Raw genomic sequence first — 17174 nt, 5'->3', positions numbered from 1 at the left:
GCGTCAGCCGCGCGTGACGCCCGAGACGTCGTGCAGGTAGCCGATGCGGCCGTCCTCGTGACGCACCACGAACACCTCGCCGCGGTCCTCGATCACGAGAGCCCACGCGCCCGGGCCGATGCGGAACACCGGGATGCCGATCTCGTCGACGATGTCGCGCTCCTCCGGCACGAGCGCCCAGAAGGCCTGGTGCTGCGGCGCGGTGGCGGCCGCGGGTTCGACGGTCGACGTCGGGTTCTCGACGTGCTCGAAGGACTCGCGAGCCTGAGCGGGCTCGTTCGCGGCGGCGGGTGCCGGTTCCTCCGCCGGGGCGAGCTGTTCCTCGAGCGGGATCACGGTGGTGGCGAACTCGTCGGTCGCCACGGGCTCGGGCGACGCCGCAGCCTCGGCGCCCGCCTCGGCGACCGCGTACGGCGTGTATTCGGGCTCGGGCTCCGGCTCGGGCTCGGGGCGGACGGGGGCGGGACGGGGCGACACACGCCGCACCGGGCGGGCGCTGCGGTGCGCCGGGATCTCCGGACGATCGCGGAAGTCCTGCGCGAACGGCGCGATCAACGGCGCGCCGACCGTGAGCACGACGCCCGCGAGCATGAGGAAGAACTCCACCCAGACGACCCACGAGGCGAGGAAGCCCTGCCCGACGGAGAGGCGGACGAACGAGTTCCACAGGATGGACAGCCACAGAACGGTGGAGACCGAGAAGGCGACCGACGCGAACTGGTCGATCCCGAGGGATCCGACGCGACGGATGCCCTGCGGCGAGAGACGGCGCAGCGCGATCAGGAACACCGCGACAGTGGGGACGCCGATCGTGAGGACCCAGTCGATGCCGCTGGTCCAGACCGAGGGGGCCGACTCGAACGGGCCGTAGATCGGGAAGAACGACACGACGAAGGCGACGATCCAGGTGCCCGCGAGGGCGACCTCGCGGATGGAGAACGGTCCGACACCGTACTGCGGCTGCTCTTCGGCCACGACCGCCCCGTCGATGCCGGTGTCCTGCTTCTCGTCCGTCACGATGTTTCCTTCCGGCGAGCTCCCGAGGCTCGCGTCGACCCGATATTACCCACGGCGTATGAGACGCCGATGAGACGGCGCGACGCGCGGCGACATGCGTCCGCGCTCGCGCGCCCCGCTTTCATCCCAGGCACTGCGGCCCGAGAAGGCCCTTGAGCTCGCCGTACAGATCCGGAGTGATCCGCACGGTGTGCGGCACCTCGAAGACCTTGGCGACGGTGCCGCTGTGGAGCTTGAGCGACACCTCTGTGTCGCCGGCGTGGCGGTTCAGCGTCTGCAGGAGCTCACCGACGAGCGCCTCGCTCGCGCGGCGCTCGGGGATGATCAGCACCAGTGAGCTGGACTCGTCCATACTGCCGAGATCGGGCGAGAACGCGGACTGCGCGTGCAGGTTCATGCCGTCGTCCCGCCGTGAGACCCTGCCCCGCACCACGAGGATCGAGTCGGCCTGAAGCATGTGCTGGAACTCGGTGTACGTCTTGCCCATGAACATGACCGTGATCTCGCCGTCGAAGTCCTCGACGGTGATCATGCCGTAGGGATTGCCGCTCTGCTTGGCCACGCGGTGCTGGACGCTCGTGACGAGGCCCGCGATCGTCACCTGGTCGCCGTCGCCGATGTCCTCCGAGGCGAGCAGGTCGTGGATGCTGGTCGACGCGTGCTTCGCGAGCGGGATCTCGAGGCCCGCCAGCGGGTGATCCGACACATAGAGACCGAGCATCTCGCGCTCGAACGCGAGCTTGTCCTTCTTGGTCCACTCGGGTCGCTCGGGGACCTTGGCCGCCTGCTGGGGCTCGTCGTCTCCCCAGAGCGAGTCGAAGTCGAAGCCGACTTCGCCGTTGGCCTCGCGACGTTTGTCGAGCACCGCGGCCTCGGTCGCGTCCTCATGGATCTCCATCAGCGCGCGACGTGTCGAGCCCATCGTGTCGAAAGCGCCGGCCTTGATGAGCGACTCGACCGTCCGCTTGTTCGCGACGTGGACCGGCACCTTCGAGAGGAAGTCGTGGAAGCTCGTGTAGGTCGCATCGGCGCGGGCGGCGACGATGCCGTCGACCACGTTGGCGCCGACGTTGCGCACGGCGCCCAGGCCGAAGCGGATGTCTTCACCGACAGCCGCGAAGTAGCGGATCGACTGCCCGACGTCCGGTGGGAGCACTTTGATGCCCATGCGACGGCACTCGTTGAGGTACACCGCCATCTTGTCCTTCGAGTCGCCGACGCTCGTGAGGAGCGCAGCCATGTACTCGGCGGGATAGTGGGCCTTGAGATAGGCCGTCCAATACGACACCAGTCCGTACGCCGCGGAGTGGGCCTTGTTGAAGGCGTAGTCCGAGAAGGGAAGCAGGATGTCCCACAGCGCCTGGACCGCCGCCTCACCGAACCCGCGCTCCTTCATGCCGCCGGAGAAGCCCTCGTACTGCTTGTCGAGTTCGGACTTCTTCTTCTTGCCCATCGCGCGGCGCAGGATGTCTGCTTGGCCGAGCGAGAACCCGGCGACCTTCTGCGCGATGGCCATGACCTGCTCCTGATAGATGATCAGGCCGTAGGTCGTGTCGAGGATGTCTTTCAGGGGCTCTTCGAGCTCAGGGTGGATCGGCGTGATGTCCTGCAGCCCGTTCTTGCGCAGCGCGTAGTTCGTGTGCGAGTTCGCGCCCATGGGGCCTGGGCGGTAGAGGGCGATGACGGCCGAGATGTCTTCGAAGTTGTCGGGCTTCATGAGCCGAAGCAGAGAGCGCATCGGCCCACCGTCGAGCTGGAAGACACCCAGCGTGTCGCCGCGGGTCAGCAGGTCGTAGGCGGGACGGTCGTCGAGCGTCAGGTGCTCGAGGTCGAGCTCCTCCCCGCGGTTGAGGCGGATGTTGTCGAGCGCGTCCGAGATGATCGTGAGGTTGCGCAGCCCGAGGAAGTCCATCTTGATGAGGCCGAGGGTCTCGCACGACGGGTAGTCGAACTGCGTGACGATCTGGCCGTCCTGCTCGCGGCGCATGATCGGGATGATGTCGAGCAGGGGCTCCGACGACATGATCACGCCGGCCGCGTGCACGCCCCACTGCCGCTTGAGTCCCTCGAGCCCGAGCGCACGGTCGAACACCGTCTTCGCCTCAGGGTCGGTCTCGATCAGCGTGCGGAACTCGACAGCCTCCTTGTACCGCGGATGCTGCGGGTCGAACATTCCGTCGAGAGGCATGTCCTTGCCCATGACGGGCGGCGGCATCGCCTTCGTCAGGCGCTCCCCCATGCTGAACGGGAACCCGAGGACGCGTCCCGCGTCCTTCAGGGCCTGCTTGGACTTGATCGTGCCGTACGTGACGATCTGCGCGACGCGCTCGGAGCCGTACTTCTCGGTGACGTAGTCGATCACCTCGCCGCGGCGACGGTCGTCGAAGTCGACGTCGAAGTCGGGCATCGAGACGCGGTCGGGGTTGAGGAAGCGCTCGAAGATGAGGCCGTGCTCGAGCGGGTCGAGGTCGGTGATCTTCATCGCGTAGGCGACCATTGAGCCCGCACCGGAGCCTCGGCCGGGACCGACGCGGATGCCGTGGTCCTTCGCCCAGTTGATGAAGTCGGCGACCACGAGGAAGTAGCCGGGGAATCCCATCTGCAGGATGATGCCCGTCTCGTACTCCGCCTGCTTGCGCACCTTGTCGGGGATGCCGCCCGGGTACCGGTAGTGGAGGCCGCGCTCGACCTCCTTGATGAGCCAGCTGTCTTCGGTCTCGCCGTCGGGCACCGGGAAGCGCGGCATGTAGTTCGCCGCGGTGTTGAACTCGACCTTGCACCGCTCGGCGATCAGCAGCGTGTTGTCGCACGCTTCGGGGTGGTCGCGGAACAGCTGGCGCATCTCCTGCGCGGTCTTGATGTAGTACCCGTCGCCGTCGAACTTGAACCGGTTCGGGTCGTCGAGCGTCGACCCCGACTGCACGCACAGCAGGGCGGCGTGGGCGTCGGCCTCGTGCTGGTGGGTGTAGTGGGAGTCGTTGGTGGCCACCAGCGGGATGCTGAGATCCTTCGCGAGCCGCAGAAGGTCCGTCATGATCCGCCGCTCGATGGAGAGGCCGTGGTCCATGATCTCGGCGAAGTAGTTCTCTTTGCCGTAGATGTCCTGGAATTCCGCGGCCGCCGCGCGGGCCGCGTCGTACTGGCCCAGCCGCAGGCGCGTCTGCACCTCGCCCGAAGGGCAGCCGGTCGTCGCGATGAGTCCCTTGCCGTACGTCTGGAGCAGCTCGCGATCCATGCGCGGCTTGAAGTAGTAGCCCTCCATGCTCGACAGCGAGCTCAGCCGGAACAGGTTGTGCATGCCCTCGGTGGTCTCGCTCCACAGTGTGGTGTGCGTGTACGCACCGGAGCCCGAGACGTCGTCGCTCTTCTGCTCGGGCGTGCCCCATGCGACGCGCGACTTGTCGCTGCGGTGTGTGCCGGGCGTGACGTACGCCTCGAGTCCGATGATCGGGTTGATGCCGGCGGCCTGTGCCGCCCGGTAGAACTCGAACGCCGCGAACGTGTTGCCGTGGTCGGTGACGGCGATGGCCGGCATGCCGTACTCGGCCGCCGCCTGCGTCATCGCACTGATCTTGGCCGCCCCGTCGAGCATCGAGTACTCGCTGTGCACGTGCAGATGGACGAAGGAATCGGATGCCACGCATCGAGTCTAGGTTCGGCCGCCGACACCGGCCGCGGGATCCGTCGTGAGTCGCGGACTCCCGCCGCGAGGTCCCTTCACCCTCGACTCGAGCGTGAAGGTCCGGCGCTCAGAACTCCTCGTCGAGGGCGTACTGCTGCTGCCACGACTCGGGGCGTTCGATGCCGAGGCCGTAGAGGTAGCGGATCAGCTGGCCGTGGTGCTGGGTCTCGTGTTCGAGCAGGGCGAGTGCATAGGTGAAGGATGCCTCGTCCGCCGCGTCGAGCCCCGCGATCCAGTCGTCGACATCCGAAGCGGTCTGCGCGAAGGCCGCACGCAGGGCGACGGCATCCGTCGCCTGCGCGCCCGTGACGGGACTCGTGAAGCCCTGCCACTGGCCCGCGCGCGCCGCGCGCGGATAGCTCTCGCGCGCTCCGAGGACGCACCAGAGCTGGTGGCCGACCGTGTCGGACGGCAGGTCGGCGAGGTGCGAGGCCAGCTGTTCCGACGACACCGCGTCGACGAAGTCGAGGTAGAGGGTGTTGGCGCGGGAGAGGCGACGGCGCAGGAGTTCGTTCACGCGTCCACGCTAGAGGTCGAGTCGCATGAGCACGCGGGGAAACCCCGACAGCACCGACTCGGTGTCGGCCGCCTTGACGAACCCCGCCTGCTCGAAGAGGCGGCGCGTGCCGACGTACGCCATCGTCAGATCGACCTTCTCGCCGCCGTTGTCGACGGGGTAGCCCTCGAGCACCGGGGCGCCCCGGTCGCGCGCGAACTCGACGGCGCCGTCGATGAGCGCGTGCATCACGCCCTTCTTGCGATGACCCGGCCGCACACGGAAGCACCACACCGACCAGGCAGCCTGATCGTCGACGTGCGGGATCTTGCGGAAGGTCGCGAAGTGCGTGCGCTCGCGGGGCGCCACCCCCGCCCACCCCACGACTTCGTCGCCGTCGTAGGCGAGCACGCCGATCGGCCCCTCCTCGTCGATGAGCCGCCGGACCCGCTCACCACGCTCCGGACCCTTGAGCGCGAGATTCTCCTTCGAAGGGATGCGGTAACTCAGGCAGAAGCAGACGTTGGACGCCGGATTCTTCGGACCCACCATGGTCGCGACGTCTTCGTACACCGTCGCGGGTCTCACCTCGATCGACATGGCCACACTCTGCCCGGGACATCCGACATCGTCCAGGCGGTTGCGATCGAGAGCCGGCCTGCCGCATAGGGTGTGAGCATGCCCACCCCGGACTTCATCCTGGAGCTGCGTGAGATGGTCGGCACGCACCCGCTGCCGCTGGTCGGCGTGACGGCGGTCGTCGTGCACGACGGCCGCGTGCTGCTCGGCCGCCGCAGCGACAACGGTCACCTCACGCCCATCACCGGCATCGTCGATCCCGGCGAGGAGCCCGCCGACGCCGCGGTGCGCGAGACACTCGAAGAGGCAGGCGTCGTGTGCCACGTCGACCGCCTCGCCTGGGTGCACCAGATCCCGCGGGTCACCTACCCGAACGGCGACCAGAGCGACTACCTCGACCTCACGTTCCGCTGCAGCTGGGTGTCGGGCGAGCCTTACCCGGTCGACGGCGAGATGACCGAGGTCGGCTGGTACGACCTCCAGGCTCTGCCCGAACTCGAGCAGCCGGACATGCACCGCCGGATCGCGTCGGCCCTGCAGGACGAGCCCGCGCGGTTCGAAGGCGGCCGCTGACAGTTTCAGGGGTCAGTCGCCGCGCAGCACGCTCAGTGCGTGGGCCAGGTCGGCCGGATAGTCCGACGTGAAGGTGACCCAGTCCCCCGTCGCGGGGTGCGCGAACGAGAGCTCGTGCGCGTGCAGCCATTGGCGCGTGAGGCCCAGCCGCGCCGACATCGTCGGGTCGGCGCCGTAGAGCGGATCGCCGACGCACGGGTGCCGGTGCGCGGCCATGTGCACGCGGATCTGGTGGGTGCGGCCGGTCTCGAGATGGATCTCGAGCAGCGACGCACCGGGGAACGCCTCGAGGGTCTCGTAGTGCGTGACCGAGTCCTTGCCCTCCGGGGTCACCGCGAACTTCCACGAATGGGACGGATGCCGCCCGATCGGGGCGTCGATCGTGCCCGCGAGCGGGTCGGGGTGCCCCTGTACGACGGCGTGGTAGATCTTGTCGACCTCGCGCTCCTTGAAGGCGCGCTTGAGCGCGACGTACGCGCTTTCGGTCTTGGCGACGACCATGAGACCGCTCGTGCCGACGTCGAGTCGATGCACGACGCCCTGGCGCTCGGCGGCGCCGGTCGTCGCGATGCGGTAGCCGCCGGCGGCGAGGGCGCCGAGCACGGTCGGCCCCTCCCATCCGAGGGACGGGTGCGCCGCGACACCCGAGGGCTTGTCGACCACCACGATGTCGTCGTCGTCGTAGACGATCCCGAGATCGGGAACCTCCACGGGCACGACCCGCGGCTCCTCCTTGGGCGCCCACGACACGTCGAGCCACGCACCGCCGCGCAGCTTGTCGGACTTCGCGAGCGTGCGCCCGTCCATCGTCACGCCGCCGGCCTCGGCGACCTCGGCCGCGAACGTGCGGGAGAAGCCGAGCATCTTGGCCAGGGCCGCGTCGACGCGGGTGCCGTCGAGGCCGTCGGGAACGGGAAGGCTGCGCGAGTCCACGTCAGAGCTGGGCGCCGGACTCGGGCCGCTTCGGATCGTGGCCCTCCTCGTGCTCTGCTTCGTACTCCTCCGCCTCGCGCTCGGCTTCTTCCTCGACCTCGCGCTGCTCGGCATCGCTGAGCGGCGGCAGGCCGCGCTCGGCGGCCGGGATGCCGGCATCCGGGTCGGCGACGGGGAACTCATCACCGAAGCCCTCTACTGTGCCGCCCGAGGCGAACTGGTCGCCCTCGGCGCCGAGGAGCGTCTCGTCGCCCTCATTCTCGTTCTCGTCCTTGCGGCCGTGGTCGCGCGTACCGTCCATGTGAACCCCCACGAGTACCAAGAGTGCGATCGCGATCATGTCGCACACGATGAAGATGTCGGCGACGTTGTAGATCGCCGGCGACATGCCGGGAAAGAACCACATCCACGGCGTGTTGATGAAGTCGACGACGTGCCCGACACCGAACCCGGGGTCACGGAACAGCCGGTCGGTCAGGTTGCCCAGGACGCCGCCGAGGAGGAGCCCGAGGGCGACCGCCCACAGGCGCGAACGCACCCGCGTCGCGGCGAGCCACGCGATGACGACGGCGACGGCGGCCAGCGCGATCGTGAAGATCCAGGTCACCTCTTCGCCGAGCGAGAAGGCGGCACCGGGGTTGCGGGTCAGGTAGAAGCTCAGGAAGTCACCGAGGACCTCGACCGGCTCCTGGTACGGCAGGTTCTCGAGTGCGAGATACTTCGCCAACTGGTCGGCGGCCAGCACCAGCACCGCGAGAACCGCGATGATGGTGCCGGCCGCCGCCTGACGAAGGGGAGGTCGGCGCGACAAGGCCTAGAGGCCCAGCGCGGAGACCGGCTGTGCGCCGGACGCCGTCGCCGTGGTCTCGAGGTCGCGCAGTTTGCCCTCGATGTAGGAGCGCAGCTGCGCGCGGTAGTCGCGCTCGAAGTTGCGGAGCTCGGAGATGCGACCTTCGAGCGTCGTGCGCTCGCGCTCGAGCTTCGAGAGCTCCTCGCGACCGCGGGTCTCGGCCTCGGACACGATCGACGCAGCCTGCGCCTTGGCGTCGGAGATGAGCTGATCGCGCTGCGCGATGCCCTCGGCGACGTGCTCGTCGTGCAGGCGCTGAGCCAGCTCGATGATGCCGGCGCTCGCGGCGGGGGCGGCACCCGCGGCCGGGGCGGCCTCGGCGGCGGGCGCCGGGGCGGGCGCAGCGGGAGCAGGCGCGGCAGCACCCGACTCGTACGCCGCCAGCTTGGCCTTCAGCTCCTCGTTCTCGGTGAGGGCCTTGCGCCACTCCACGACGATCTCGTCGAGGAAGTCATCCACCTCATCCGGGTCGAAACCCTCCTTGAAGCGGACGTGCTGGAACTGCTTGGTGACGACGTCATCGGGGGACAATGCCATGGTGATTCCTCTTTCGAGCGTCTGGTCGCTGGCCGATGTCGGGGCGGCCGCCGGCTGGCGGCCGTTCGTATCAGCAAAGCATAGTCATCGGTTCTGAGAGTGTCGAAGCCGGCGACCGAGTCGGAGTGACTCGGTTCAGCCCGCGATGGTGCGGGTGATGCTCAGCAGGATGAAGCACAGCAGCATCGTCAGTGCGAACCCGAAGTCGATCGCGATGGCACCCACGCGCAGCGGCGGGATGAAGCGCCGGAACAGCCGGATCGGCGGGTCGGTGACGGTGTAGATGATCTCCGCGGCGACGAGGCCGGCGCCCCGCGGGCGCCACTCGCGGTTGAAGAACGGGATCCAGTCGAGGACCAGCCGCGAGAGCAATACGAAGACATACAGGAGCAGCGCGAGGTTGAGGATCGCTGCGATGAGTTGGACGACTGCCACGTAGCCAGACTACGGCTGCGCGAACGGAACCGACTCCGGATCCGCCTGCGCGACGGCTCCGTCGCCCGACACGGCGACGTTCTCGGGCGAGAGCAGGAACACCTTGCTGGTGACCCGCTCGATGCGTCCGTAGAGGCCGAGCGACAGGCCGCTCGCGAAGTCGATGAGGCGCCGCGCGTCGGCGTCGCTCATCTGCGAGAGGTTGATGATGACGGGGATGCCGTCACGGAAGTTCTCGGCGATGATCTGGGCATCGCGGTACTGCTTCGGGTGCACCGTGAGGATCTCGTTGATCGCCGCGGGCGCCGGCTGACGGACGACCGCGGGGCGGTGGATCGGCGTCACCGGCGCTGCCGGCTTGTCGACCACCTTCTCGGAGGTGCGAGCACGCGGCTGAGGGGCCGGCTCTTCGTAGACCTCTTCCTCGTCCGCGAGTCCGAGGTACACCATGGTCTTCTTGAGCGGGTTCGACATCTGATCCTCCGTAGTGCTCATCTGTTCCGAGGCTAACCGCGTTCTGGTCTGGGTCCGGTGATTGCCGAACCGATGCGTAGGTGTGTCGCGCCGGCCGCGATGGCCTCGGCGAAGTCTGCCGTCATGCCCGCGGAGATCCAGTCCGCGTCGCGGACGACCGAGCGCACGACCCCCGACAGACCGCTCAGACGCTCGAAGGCGGGCGCAGGCGGCTCGTCCAGCGGCGCGACCGCCATCACCCCTCGTACGCGCAGCGAAGGCAGCCCCGCCGCACGGACGGCGAGGGCCTCGAGGTCGTCCGGCGCGACACCGCCCCGACCCGGGTCGTCGGTGAGGTTCACTTGCAGCAGCACGTCGAGGACGGCGTCGCCCGGCTCGGCGGCGGCGTCGAGCGCATCCGCGAGCCGGGCGCGATCGAGGGAATGGACGACGGATGCTGCGGCCCGGATCGCTCGAGCCTTGTTGGTCTGCGCCTGCCCGATGAAGTGCCAGCGCAGACCTTCGAGGTGTCCGACTTCGGCGGCTTTGCGGGTGAACTCCTGCTGCCGGTTCTCCCCCACGTCCCGCACGCCGAGCCCGTAGAGCTCCTCCACGAGCGACGCGGGGTGGAACTTCGTCACGACGATGCGGGTGAGCTCGGACGGATCGCGGTGCGCCGCGCGCGCAGCATCCGCGATCCGCTCATCGATCGCCGCAAGACGGTCGGCGAGGTCGCCCACTTACTTGAGGAAGTCGGGGATGTCGAGGTCGTCGTCGCCGAAGGCGGTGTCGTACGACGATTCGGTGACCGCGCCGACCGCCACCGGAACAGCGACGGGCGTCTCGACGACGTCGCGGTCCTTGGCGGCCTCGTCGGCGGGCGTCACCGGCAGCGCGGGAGTCGAGACGACGCGGGCGGCCGTGATCGGCTCGATGCGGGCCTGCGGCTCGCCGCCATCGAATCCCGCCGCGATGACGGTCACGCGCACCTCGTCGCCGAGCGTGTCGTCGATGACGGTGCCGAAGATGATGTTCGCCTCGGGGTGGGCGGCCTCCTTGACGAGCTGCGCCGCGTCGTTGATCTCGAAGATGCCGAGGTTCGAGCCGCCCTGGATCGACAGCAGCACGCCGTGCGCACCCTCGATCGAGGCCTCGAGCAGGGGCGATTCGACGGCGAGCTCGGCGGCCTTGATGGCGCGGTCCGCTCCCCGCGCCGAGCCGATGCCCATGAGCGCCGACCCCGCTCCCTGCATGACCGACTTGACGTCGGCGAAGTCGAGGTTGATGAGACCGGGGGTCGTGATGAGGTCGGTGATGCCCTGCACACCGGCGAGGAGCACCTGGTCGGCCGTGGCGAACGCCTCGATCATCGAGATGCCGCGGTCGCTGATCTCGAGCAGGCGGTCGTTCGGCACCACGATGAGGGTGTCGACCTCTTCCTTCAGCCGTGCGACGCCCGACTCGGCCTGCTGCTGGCGACGACGACCCTCGAAGGAGAAGGGCTTCGTCACGACACCGATCGTGAGTGCTCCTATCGACTTCGCGATCTTCGCGACGACCGGAGCCCCGCCGGTGCCGGTGCCGCCGCCCTCGCCCGCGGTGACGAAGACCATGTCGGCGCCGCGCAGCGCCTCCTCGATCTCCTCGGCGTGGTCCTCGGCGGCACGGCGACCCACTTCGGGGTCGGCGCCCGCGCCGAGCCCTCGGGTCAGCTCGCGCCCCACGTCGAGCTTGACGTCGGCGTCGCTCATGAGCAGCGCCTGGGCATCGGTGTTGATGGCGATGAACTCGACGCCCCGCAGGCCGAGCTCGATCATGCGGTTGACCGCGTTCACTCCGCCGCCGCCGACGCCGACCACCTTGATGACGGCGAGGTAGTTCTGGTTCTGGCTCATGCCGGCCTCCGTAGCCCTGGACCTGTCTAAACCTTCAACCTCTAGTAGAGGTATAAAGAATTGCCCGGTATGCAATTCCTTTGTCACGAAAGTAGGCGGATGCCGCGCGCGCGCTCGGACCGAGTCGGCGTGTCGCCGCATCTCGTACAGGAAGTCGTGTCGGAAGCCGTCGACGAGTCAGCGGACGACGACGACATCGGGCGAAGACACGTCGTACGTGGACACCTCGGACGGCGGCCGGGCAGCCATCGTCTTGGCGAGGTTGAGCGCCTTGTCGGCCGAGTCGTCGGCGCTCCCCCACACGACCTGGGTGTTCGTACCCCCGAGGTCGAGGGTGACGTCGTCGGAGGTGGACGCGGTCACGCCGGTCACCTGCGCGCGGATGTCGTCCGGCAGCGACCGCATCACCTGCCCGGCGGCCGTGAACGCGTCCGAGTCGACACCGCCCGTGATCGTGAGCACCGGAGTGCCGGGGCTGGGCGTGGCGGACGTCGACAGTGCGACGCCGGCCGCGTCGACGAGGGTGTAGCCGGCGCGGGTCTCGATGAGGCCGATCGGCGTGCGCTCGACCAGCCGCACCACGAGCTCGTGAGGCGGACGCGCCTCGAGGGCGTAGGTCTCGATGAGCGGGAAGGCGACGAGCGCCGCCTTGACCGCGCTCTCGTCGACGAGCGGCAGCGGCTTGCCGAGCTGCCCTGACAGGGCGGCGGCGACGTCGGCCTCGGCGAGCTGCTGCGCGCCGACCACGGTGATCTTCTCCACGCCGAAGAGCGGACTGTACGCGGCGCCGAGCGTGCCGAGGGCGAGCAGGAGAACGCATGCTGCCGCCCCGAGCCACATTGCACGCCGGCGTCGCTGGCGCACGGTGAAGCGGCGGATCTCGGCACGGAGCGCTTTGCGCCGGGCACGGGCGGCTTTCCAGACGTCGCGGAAACCCACGTCCGCAGCATCCGTTCCGTCCCCCGTGGTCGCATCGTCGGACGCGGGCTTCGCGTCGGGCAGCGGTGTCGGCGACGCCAGCGGAATGACGGGCGCGGTGGGGTTCTCAGCGGGCGTCGCTTCGACGGGCTCGCGCTCCGTGGCGCGCAGAGCGGCCGCCTCAGTGGGACGGGAGGGGCGCGCCGGCGCGGCCTTCTCCGCCGCGCCGCGCGAGGCGACCGGCGACTGCGGCAACGGCGACGGGCGGCGCATGCGGGCCTAGGCTCCGGCGTCCTCGCGGCCGAGGGCCTCGAGCACCTGCGGGATGATCAGGTACACGTTGCCGCAGCCGAGCGTGATGACGTAGTCGCCGTCACGGGCGACCGTCGCCGTGTAGTCGGCGGCCTCCTGCCAGTCGGGCACGTAGTGCACGTGAGACGGGTCGGCGAAGGCGCCGCTCACGAGCTCGCCCGTCACTCCCGGCACCGGGTCTTCGCGGGCGCCGTAGACGTCGAGCATGACCGTGTGGTCGGCGTACCGCTCGAGCACCTCGGCGAACTCGCGGTACATCTCCTGCGTGCGCGAGTAGGTGTGCGGCTGCTGGATCGCGATGAGGCGTCCGTCGCCGACGACCGAACGCGCGGCCGCAAGGGCGGCGGCGACCTCGGTCGGGTGGTGGGCGTAGTCGTCGAAGACGCTGACGCCCCGCTCGACGCCGTGCAGCTCGAAGCGGCGCACGGTGCCGGCGAAGCCCTCGACCGCGCGGACCGCGGGCTCGAGGTCGTGGCCGAGCGTGAGCAGCACGGCGACCGCGCCGGCGGCGTTGATCGCGTTGTGGGCGCCGGGCACCGGCAGCTGCGCGTCGACCGCGTCGCCCTGGTGCGTAAGGCGGAACGAGACGGGTCCATCGGTCACGATGTCGGTGACCCGCACCATGGCGCCCTCGGCCTCGCCGAACGTGACGACGTTCGGGTGGGTCAGCTGCGCGGTCACGAGCTGCGCGCCCGCGTCGTCGGACGAGATGACGACGGCTTCGCGCGCCTCGTTCGCGAACCGGGCGAATGCGGCGTAGAACGCGTCGCGCGTGCCCCAGTGGTCGAGGTGGTCGGGGTCGACGTTGGTGATGAGCGCGATCGACGTGTCGTAGAGGAGGAAGGTGCCGTCCGACTCGTCAGCCTCGATGACGAAGAGGTCGTCATCGCCGCTGCCGCTGGAGACGCCGAGCTGCGCGATCACACCGCCGTTGACGAAAGTCGGCTGGACGCCGAGGTCGCGCAGCGCGGTGACGATCATTCCCGTCGACGTGGTCTTGCCGTGGGCGCCGGCCACGGAGACCAGCCGGCGGCTGCCGATCAGCCAGTACAGCGCCTGGGACCGGTGGATCACGTGGACGCCGCGCTCCTTGGCGAGCACGAACTCAGGGTTCTCGGGCCAGATCGCGCCGGTGTGCACGACGGTGTCGACGTCGTCGGCGAGGTTCGCGGCGTCGTGCCCGACGAAGACGGTCGCGCCGAGCTCGGCGAGCTCGCGCAGCGCCTTGCTGTCGGCGCGGTCGGAGCCCGAGACGCGGATCCCGCGCTCCAGGTACATGCGGGCGAGTCCCGACATGCCGGACCCGCCGATTCCGATGAAGTGGGCGGCGGTGATGTCGTCGGGAATGGGAAGACTGAGATCGGGTCTGATCATGACCGGTCAAGTCTAAGTTGGGCGACGGATGCTGCGCCCCCGGCGCGCTGGGCCGGCTCGGCGCGGGAGCGCTGCTTTGTGTTGACACATTGATACAGATGGCGACACAATCGGGCATATGGCCGGAGGGTTCGAGATGTCGTTCGAAGCGTTCAATGCCGTCCTGCTCGCGCTGTTCGCCGGAGTGCCGATCGTGATGCTGTTCGTCGTCCGCCGCGAATCCTGGGGCACCACCGTGGTCTACCGGATGTCGGTGCGCGCGAAGCTCCCGATCGAGTCGTGGGACATGTGGCGCAGCATCCGCGATCGGTCGCGCGCACTGGTCGGCGCGAACATGTGGGGCCTGCTGGTGAGCGTCGCCCTCATGGCGGCCCTGCTCGTCTGGACGCCCCTCGGGTCGTCGCCGTTCGCCCTGTGGATCCTGACGCTCACGCTCGTCATCGGCGTCCTCGGCGTCGCGTCGGCGATCGTCGGCGTTCGCGAGCGCCTCTTCTCGCCGGCGCCGACGGCCGTGCGTATCGCGCGTCCTTCGGCACTGGCGACCCGCGACTATCTTCCGGGGTGGGCCTCGCAGCTCCCGCGGTGGTTGCTCGGCGCAGGAGCCGCAGGCGGCGCGGTCGTCACCGCGGTCTCGCTCACCGGCGCGATCTCCCCCACCACCGCCGCGACGACGGTCGTCGCTCTGGCCTTCGCACTGGTCGTCGCCGTCGTCTGCCGCGTGGCGGAGCGGCGCGTGCTGGCGCAGCCCCAGCCGGCGACGAACACGCTCGAGCTCGGCTGGGACGACCTCTTCCGTGCGGACGCGCTGGGCGCGTTGCGGATGAGCGCGGCGATGGCGGCGTGGCTCCCGCTGGGGCTCGCGGTGTGCGCCCTGTTCCTCGCCGCGCTCGGCTTCGCCGACCCCGGCGTGTCGCGCGTTCTGCAGACGTTCCCCTGGTTCGGCATCCCGTTCATCCAGGTCGCCTACACCCTCGCCTCGGGGAGGCTGCCCGCGAGGCTGTATCCGGAGTATCTTCGCGGTGCGCCCGAACCCGCGCCCGCGTCCACGGGAGGAGCACCCGCATGATCGTCGTCGACCCGTCCTCCGCCGTCCCGCCGTTCGAGCAGCTGCGCACCGGCCTCGTCGACGCGGTCGCGTCCGGCGAGCTCGCCGCGGGCGCGCGACTGCCCACGGTTCGCCGCCTCGCCGAGGACCTGGGGGTCGCGCCCGGCACAGTCGCCCGCGCGTACCGCGAGCTCGAGGCATCCGGGATCATCGAGACGCGGGGCCGCAACGGCACGTTCGTCGCCTTCGACGCCGACCCCGCCCGTCAGCAGCTGCAGCGTGCCGCCGCGGCGTTCGCCGCACAGGTGCGCGACCTGCACCTCGACGCCGAGGAGGCCCTCGCCGTCGTCACCGCCGCGCTGCGCGCCCCAGGGGCCACGACGGCCTGAGCCCGATCACAGCCGCGTGTTCGTGCACTCCCCCAGCTGTGTCATCGACAGGGCGTCGGGGCACTCGTCGAGCCACCAGCCCTCGCCGTAGCGATCCTTCGTCATGTCGGTGTAGATCTCCCAGCCGCCGCCCGGAAGGACGCGGTAGTACGCCGTGAACGGGTCGCCCTCCGTGGTCGGTCGGGTCACCGCCAGCTCCGCGCCGGCGAGCGTCGCCTCCTCGAGGCACGCGATGTCGCCGGTCGGGATCTCCTCGCCCTGATCGAGTTCGACGGCGCCGCACGACGGCAGCTCCTCCCGATCGAGGAACGCTGCCGGGGTCGGGCCGCCCTTCGGCTCGCCCGGACCGAACGTGACGCAGCCGCTCAGCGCGAGCGCGCTGATGCCCGCCAACAGCACCGCCGTCGCCCACCTCGTCGCACCCGCCATCCGTCCCCCCGGTCCCCTGCGGTCGTGAGTGAGATCGTCTCAGGCGCGCAGCGCGTCGTCGATCATGGCGACGACGTTCTCGGTTCCGGTGCGGGTGCCGACGGATGCTGCCGCCGCCGCCATCGCCGCGCGGCGGGTCTCGTCGGTCAGGAGCGGCACGACCTCCGACCGCACACGGTCGCCCGTGAACTCGGCATCCGGGATCAGGATCGCCGCGCCCGCACGGACCGCGGAGGAGGCGTTCAGCGCCTGCTCGCCGTTGCCCACTGCGTAGGGCACGTAGGCGGTTGGAATGCCCAGGGCGCTGATCTCGCTGACGGTGGCCGAGCCCGCGCGCGACACGATGAAGTCGGCGAGGGCGAACGCGAGGTCCATGCGGTCGACGTAGCGGCGCACGGCGTACCCGGGCGCGTCGGGATCGACGAGCTCGGAGCGCTCGCCGGTGACGTGGAGCAGCTGCCACCCGGCGTCGACGACCGCGCGCCAGCCCTCGTCGTGACCTTCGCCGAAGGCGGCGTTCAGGCGCTGGGCGCCGAGCGAGCCGCCGAAGACCAGGAGCACCGGCTTCGCCGGATCGAGCCCGAAGTACGCGGCGGCCTCCTCGCGGAGCGCGTCGCGGTCGAGCGCCACGATCTCGCGGCGCAGCGGCATTCCCACGACCTTCGAGCGCTTGAGCGGAGTCCCCTCAAACGCCACGCCCACACCGGCCGCCCTGCGGGCGCCGAGCACATTCGCGAGTCCCGGGCGGGCGTTCGCCTCGTGCACGACGAACGGCACGTTCTCGCGCCGGGCCGCGACGTAGGCCGGTGCCGACGCATAGCCGCCGAAGCCGACGAGGACGTCGACGCCGCGCTGCGCGATGTGCGCCCGCACCTGCGAGATCGCCCGCGGGAAGCGTGCGGGGAACGCGGCCGCCGCCTTGTTCGGGCGGCGCGGGAACGGCACCTTGTCGACGAACAGCAGCTCGTAGCCGCGCTCGGGAACGAGCCGCGCTTCGAGCCCCTCACGGGTGCCGAGCACGAGCACCTCGGCCTCGGGGTCGCGCGCGCGCAACGCGTCAGCGACGGCAAGGAGCGGGTTGACGTGGCCGGCGGTGCCACCGCCGGCGAGAAGGTACGTCGTCACTCCCCGAGCCTACCCGGGGTCGCCCACCAAGTTCGGGGCGCACCACGACCGCACGGGACGCGCCCCAAAGCCCGGGTCATTCGGGCTTGGGGCGCGTTTCGTCCGTCGGGGCGCAGAAACTCCGCCCCAATG

Annotated in this window: 18 protein-coding genes; 3 read left to right on the top strand and 15 right to left on the bottom strand. The window is 69.8% G+C overall.

Features of this window, described 5'->3' with window-relative positions; genetic code table 11:
• Window positions 1-3: 3 nt before the first annotated feature.
• From ACEYYH_RS08880 to ACEYYH_RS08865, 4 genes are all read right to left on the bottom strand, one after another.
• On the bottom strand, window positions 4-1017 hold the full coding sequence (locus ACEYYH_RS08880; protein WP_374977826.1) for a hypothetical protein: 1014 nt from the start codon (window positions 1015-1017) through the stop codon (window positions 4-6).
• 121 nt (window positions 1018-1138) lie between these two features.
• Complete coding sequence (dnaE, locus tag ACEYYH_RS08875) at window positions 1139-4609, bottom strand: DNA polymerase III subunit alpha (protein ID WP_374978194.1); 3471 nt, start codon at window positions 4607-4609, stop codon at window positions 1139-1141.
• A gap of 157 nt (window positions 4610-4766) precedes the next feature.
• Window positions 4767-5216, bottom strand: coding sequence for a DinB family protein (locus ACEYYH_RS08870; protein WP_374977825.1), 450 nt, complete (start codon window positions 5214-5216; stop codon window positions 4767-4769).
• 9 nt (window positions 5217-5225) lie between these two features.
• Window positions 5226-5795, bottom strand: coding sequence for a GNAT family N-acetyltransferase (locus tag ACEYYH_RS08865; RefSeq protein WP_374977824.1), 570 nt, complete (start codon window positions 5793-5795; stop codon window positions 5226-5228).
• A gap of 78 nt (window positions 5796-5873) precedes the next feature.
• On the opposite strand from ACEYYH_RS08865, the gene ACEYYH_RS08860 reads away from it, so the two are divergent.
• Window positions 5874-6347, top strand: a complete 474-nt coding sequence (locus ACEYYH_RS08860) for an NUDIX domain-containing protein (RefSeq protein WP_374977823.1) — start codon at window positions 5874-5876, stop codon at window positions 6345-6347.
• Between the two features lie 12 nt (window positions 6348-6359).
• On the opposite strand, the gene ACEYYH_RS08855 is transcribed toward ACEYYH_RS08860, so the two are convergent.
• The 9 genes from ACEYYH_RS08855 to murC form a co-directional block, all read right to left on the bottom strand.
• The gene (locus ACEYYH_RS08855) at window positions 6360-7280 is read right to left on the bottom strand and encodes an RluA family pseudouridine synthase (protein ID WP_374977822.1); all 921 of its coding nucleotides are present in this window, start codon (window positions 7278-7280) and stop codon (window positions 6360-6362) included.
• Window position 7281: 1 nt separating this feature from the next.
• On the bottom strand, window positions 7282-8091 hold the full coding sequence (gene lspA / locus ACEYYH_RS08850; RefSeq protein WP_374977821.1) for a signal peptidase II: 810 nt from the start codon (window positions 8089-8091) through the stop codon (window positions 7282-7284).
• A 3-nt stretch (window positions 8092-8094) separates the two neighbouring features.
• Window positions 8095-8667, bottom strand: coding sequence for a DivIVA domain-containing protein (locus ACEYYH_RS08845; RefSeq protein ID WP_374977820.1), 573 nt, complete (start codon window positions 8665-8667; stop codon window positions 8095-8097).
• Window positions 8668-8802: 135 nt separating this feature from the next.
• Complete coding sequence (locus ACEYYH_RS08840) at window positions 8803-9102, bottom strand: YggT family protein (RefSeq protein ID WP_056367105.1); 300 nt, start codon at window positions 9100-9102, stop codon at window positions 8803-8805.
• A gap of 9 nt (window positions 9103-9111) precedes the next feature.
• On the bottom strand, window positions 9112-9576 hold the full coding sequence (locus tag ACEYYH_RS08835; RefSeq protein ID WP_220289416.1) for a cell division protein SepF: 465 nt from the start codon (window positions 9574-9576) through the stop codon (window positions 9112-9114).
• 32 nt (window positions 9577-9608) lie between these two features.
• On the bottom strand, window positions 9609-10295 hold the full coding sequence (locus ACEYYH_RS08830) for a YggS family pyridoxal phosphate-dependent enzyme (RefSeq protein ID WP_374977819.1): 687 nt from the start codon (window positions 10293-10295) through the stop codon (window positions 9609-9611).
• The gene (gene ftsZ / locus ACEYYH_RS08825) at window positions 10296-11450 is read right to left on the bottom strand and encodes a cell division protein FtsZ (protein ID WP_374977818.1); all 1155 of its coding nucleotides are present in this window, start codon (window positions 11448-11450) and stop codon (window positions 10296-10298) included.
• Between the two features lie 177 nt (window positions 11451-11627).
• Window positions 11628-12641 carry an FtsQ-type POTRA domain-containing protein gene (locus tag ACEYYH_RS08820; protein WP_374977817.1) on the bottom strand — a complete coding sequence of 338 codons (1014 nt, stop codon included), beginning with the start codon at window positions 12639-12641 and terminating at the stop codon, window positions 11628-11630.
• Between the two features lie 6 nt (window positions 12642-12647).
• Window positions 12648-14054 (bottom strand): UDP-N-acetylmuramate--L-alanine ligase, encoded by a 1407-nt coding sequence (gene murC / locus ACEYYH_RS08815; RefSeq protein ID WP_374977816.1) that lies wholly within the window; start codon window positions 14052-14054, stop codon window positions 12648-12650.
• Window positions 14055-14172: 118 nt separating this feature from the next.
• Between murC and ACEYYH_RS08810 the strand changes: the two genes are divergently transcribed.
• Both ACEYYH_RS08810 and ACEYYH_RS08805 read left to right on the top strand, forming a co-directional pair.
• Window positions 14173-15120, top strand: a complete 948-nt coding sequence (locus ACEYYH_RS08810; RefSeq protein ID WP_374977815.1) for a hypothetical protein — start codon at window positions 14173-14175, stop codon at window positions 15118-15120.
• Window positions 15117-15488, top strand: coding sequence for a GntR family transcriptional regulator (locus ACEYYH_RS08805; RefSeq protein ID WP_374977814.1), 372 nt, complete (start codon window positions 15117-15119; stop codon window positions 15486-15488). Before ACEYYH_RS08810 ends, ACEYYH_RS08805 begins: the two co-directional genes overlap by 4 nt.
• A gap of 6 nt (window positions 15489-15494) precedes the next feature.
• Here the strand turns inward: ACEYYH_RS08805 and ACEYYH_RS08800 are convergent, their stop codons facing one another.
• Both ACEYYH_RS08800 and ACEYYH_RS08795 read right to left on the bottom strand, forming a co-directional pair.
• Window positions 15495-15917 carry a hypothetical protein gene (locus ACEYYH_RS08800; protein WP_374977813.1) on the bottom strand — a complete coding sequence of 141 codons (423 nt, stop codon included), beginning with the start codon at window positions 15915-15917 and terminating at the stop codon, window positions 15495-15497.
• A 39-nt stretch (window positions 15918-15956) separates the two neighbouring features.
• Entirely contained in the window at window positions 15957-17042 is a 1086-nt protein-coding gene (locus ACEYYH_RS08795; RefSeq protein WP_374977812.1) for a glycosyltransferase, read from the bottom strand.
• Window positions 17043-17174: the final 132 nt, after the last annotated feature.

It is taken from the genome of Microbacterium trichothecenolyticum, assembly GCF_041938625.1.
Classification (GTDB): Bacteria; Actinomycetota; Actinomycetes; order Actinomycetales; family Microbacteriaceae; genus Microbacterium; species Microbacterium trichothecenolyticum_D.
The sequence above is the reverse complement of the archived record's forward strand: the minus strand, read 5'-3'. Positions and strand labels throughout refer to the sequence as shown.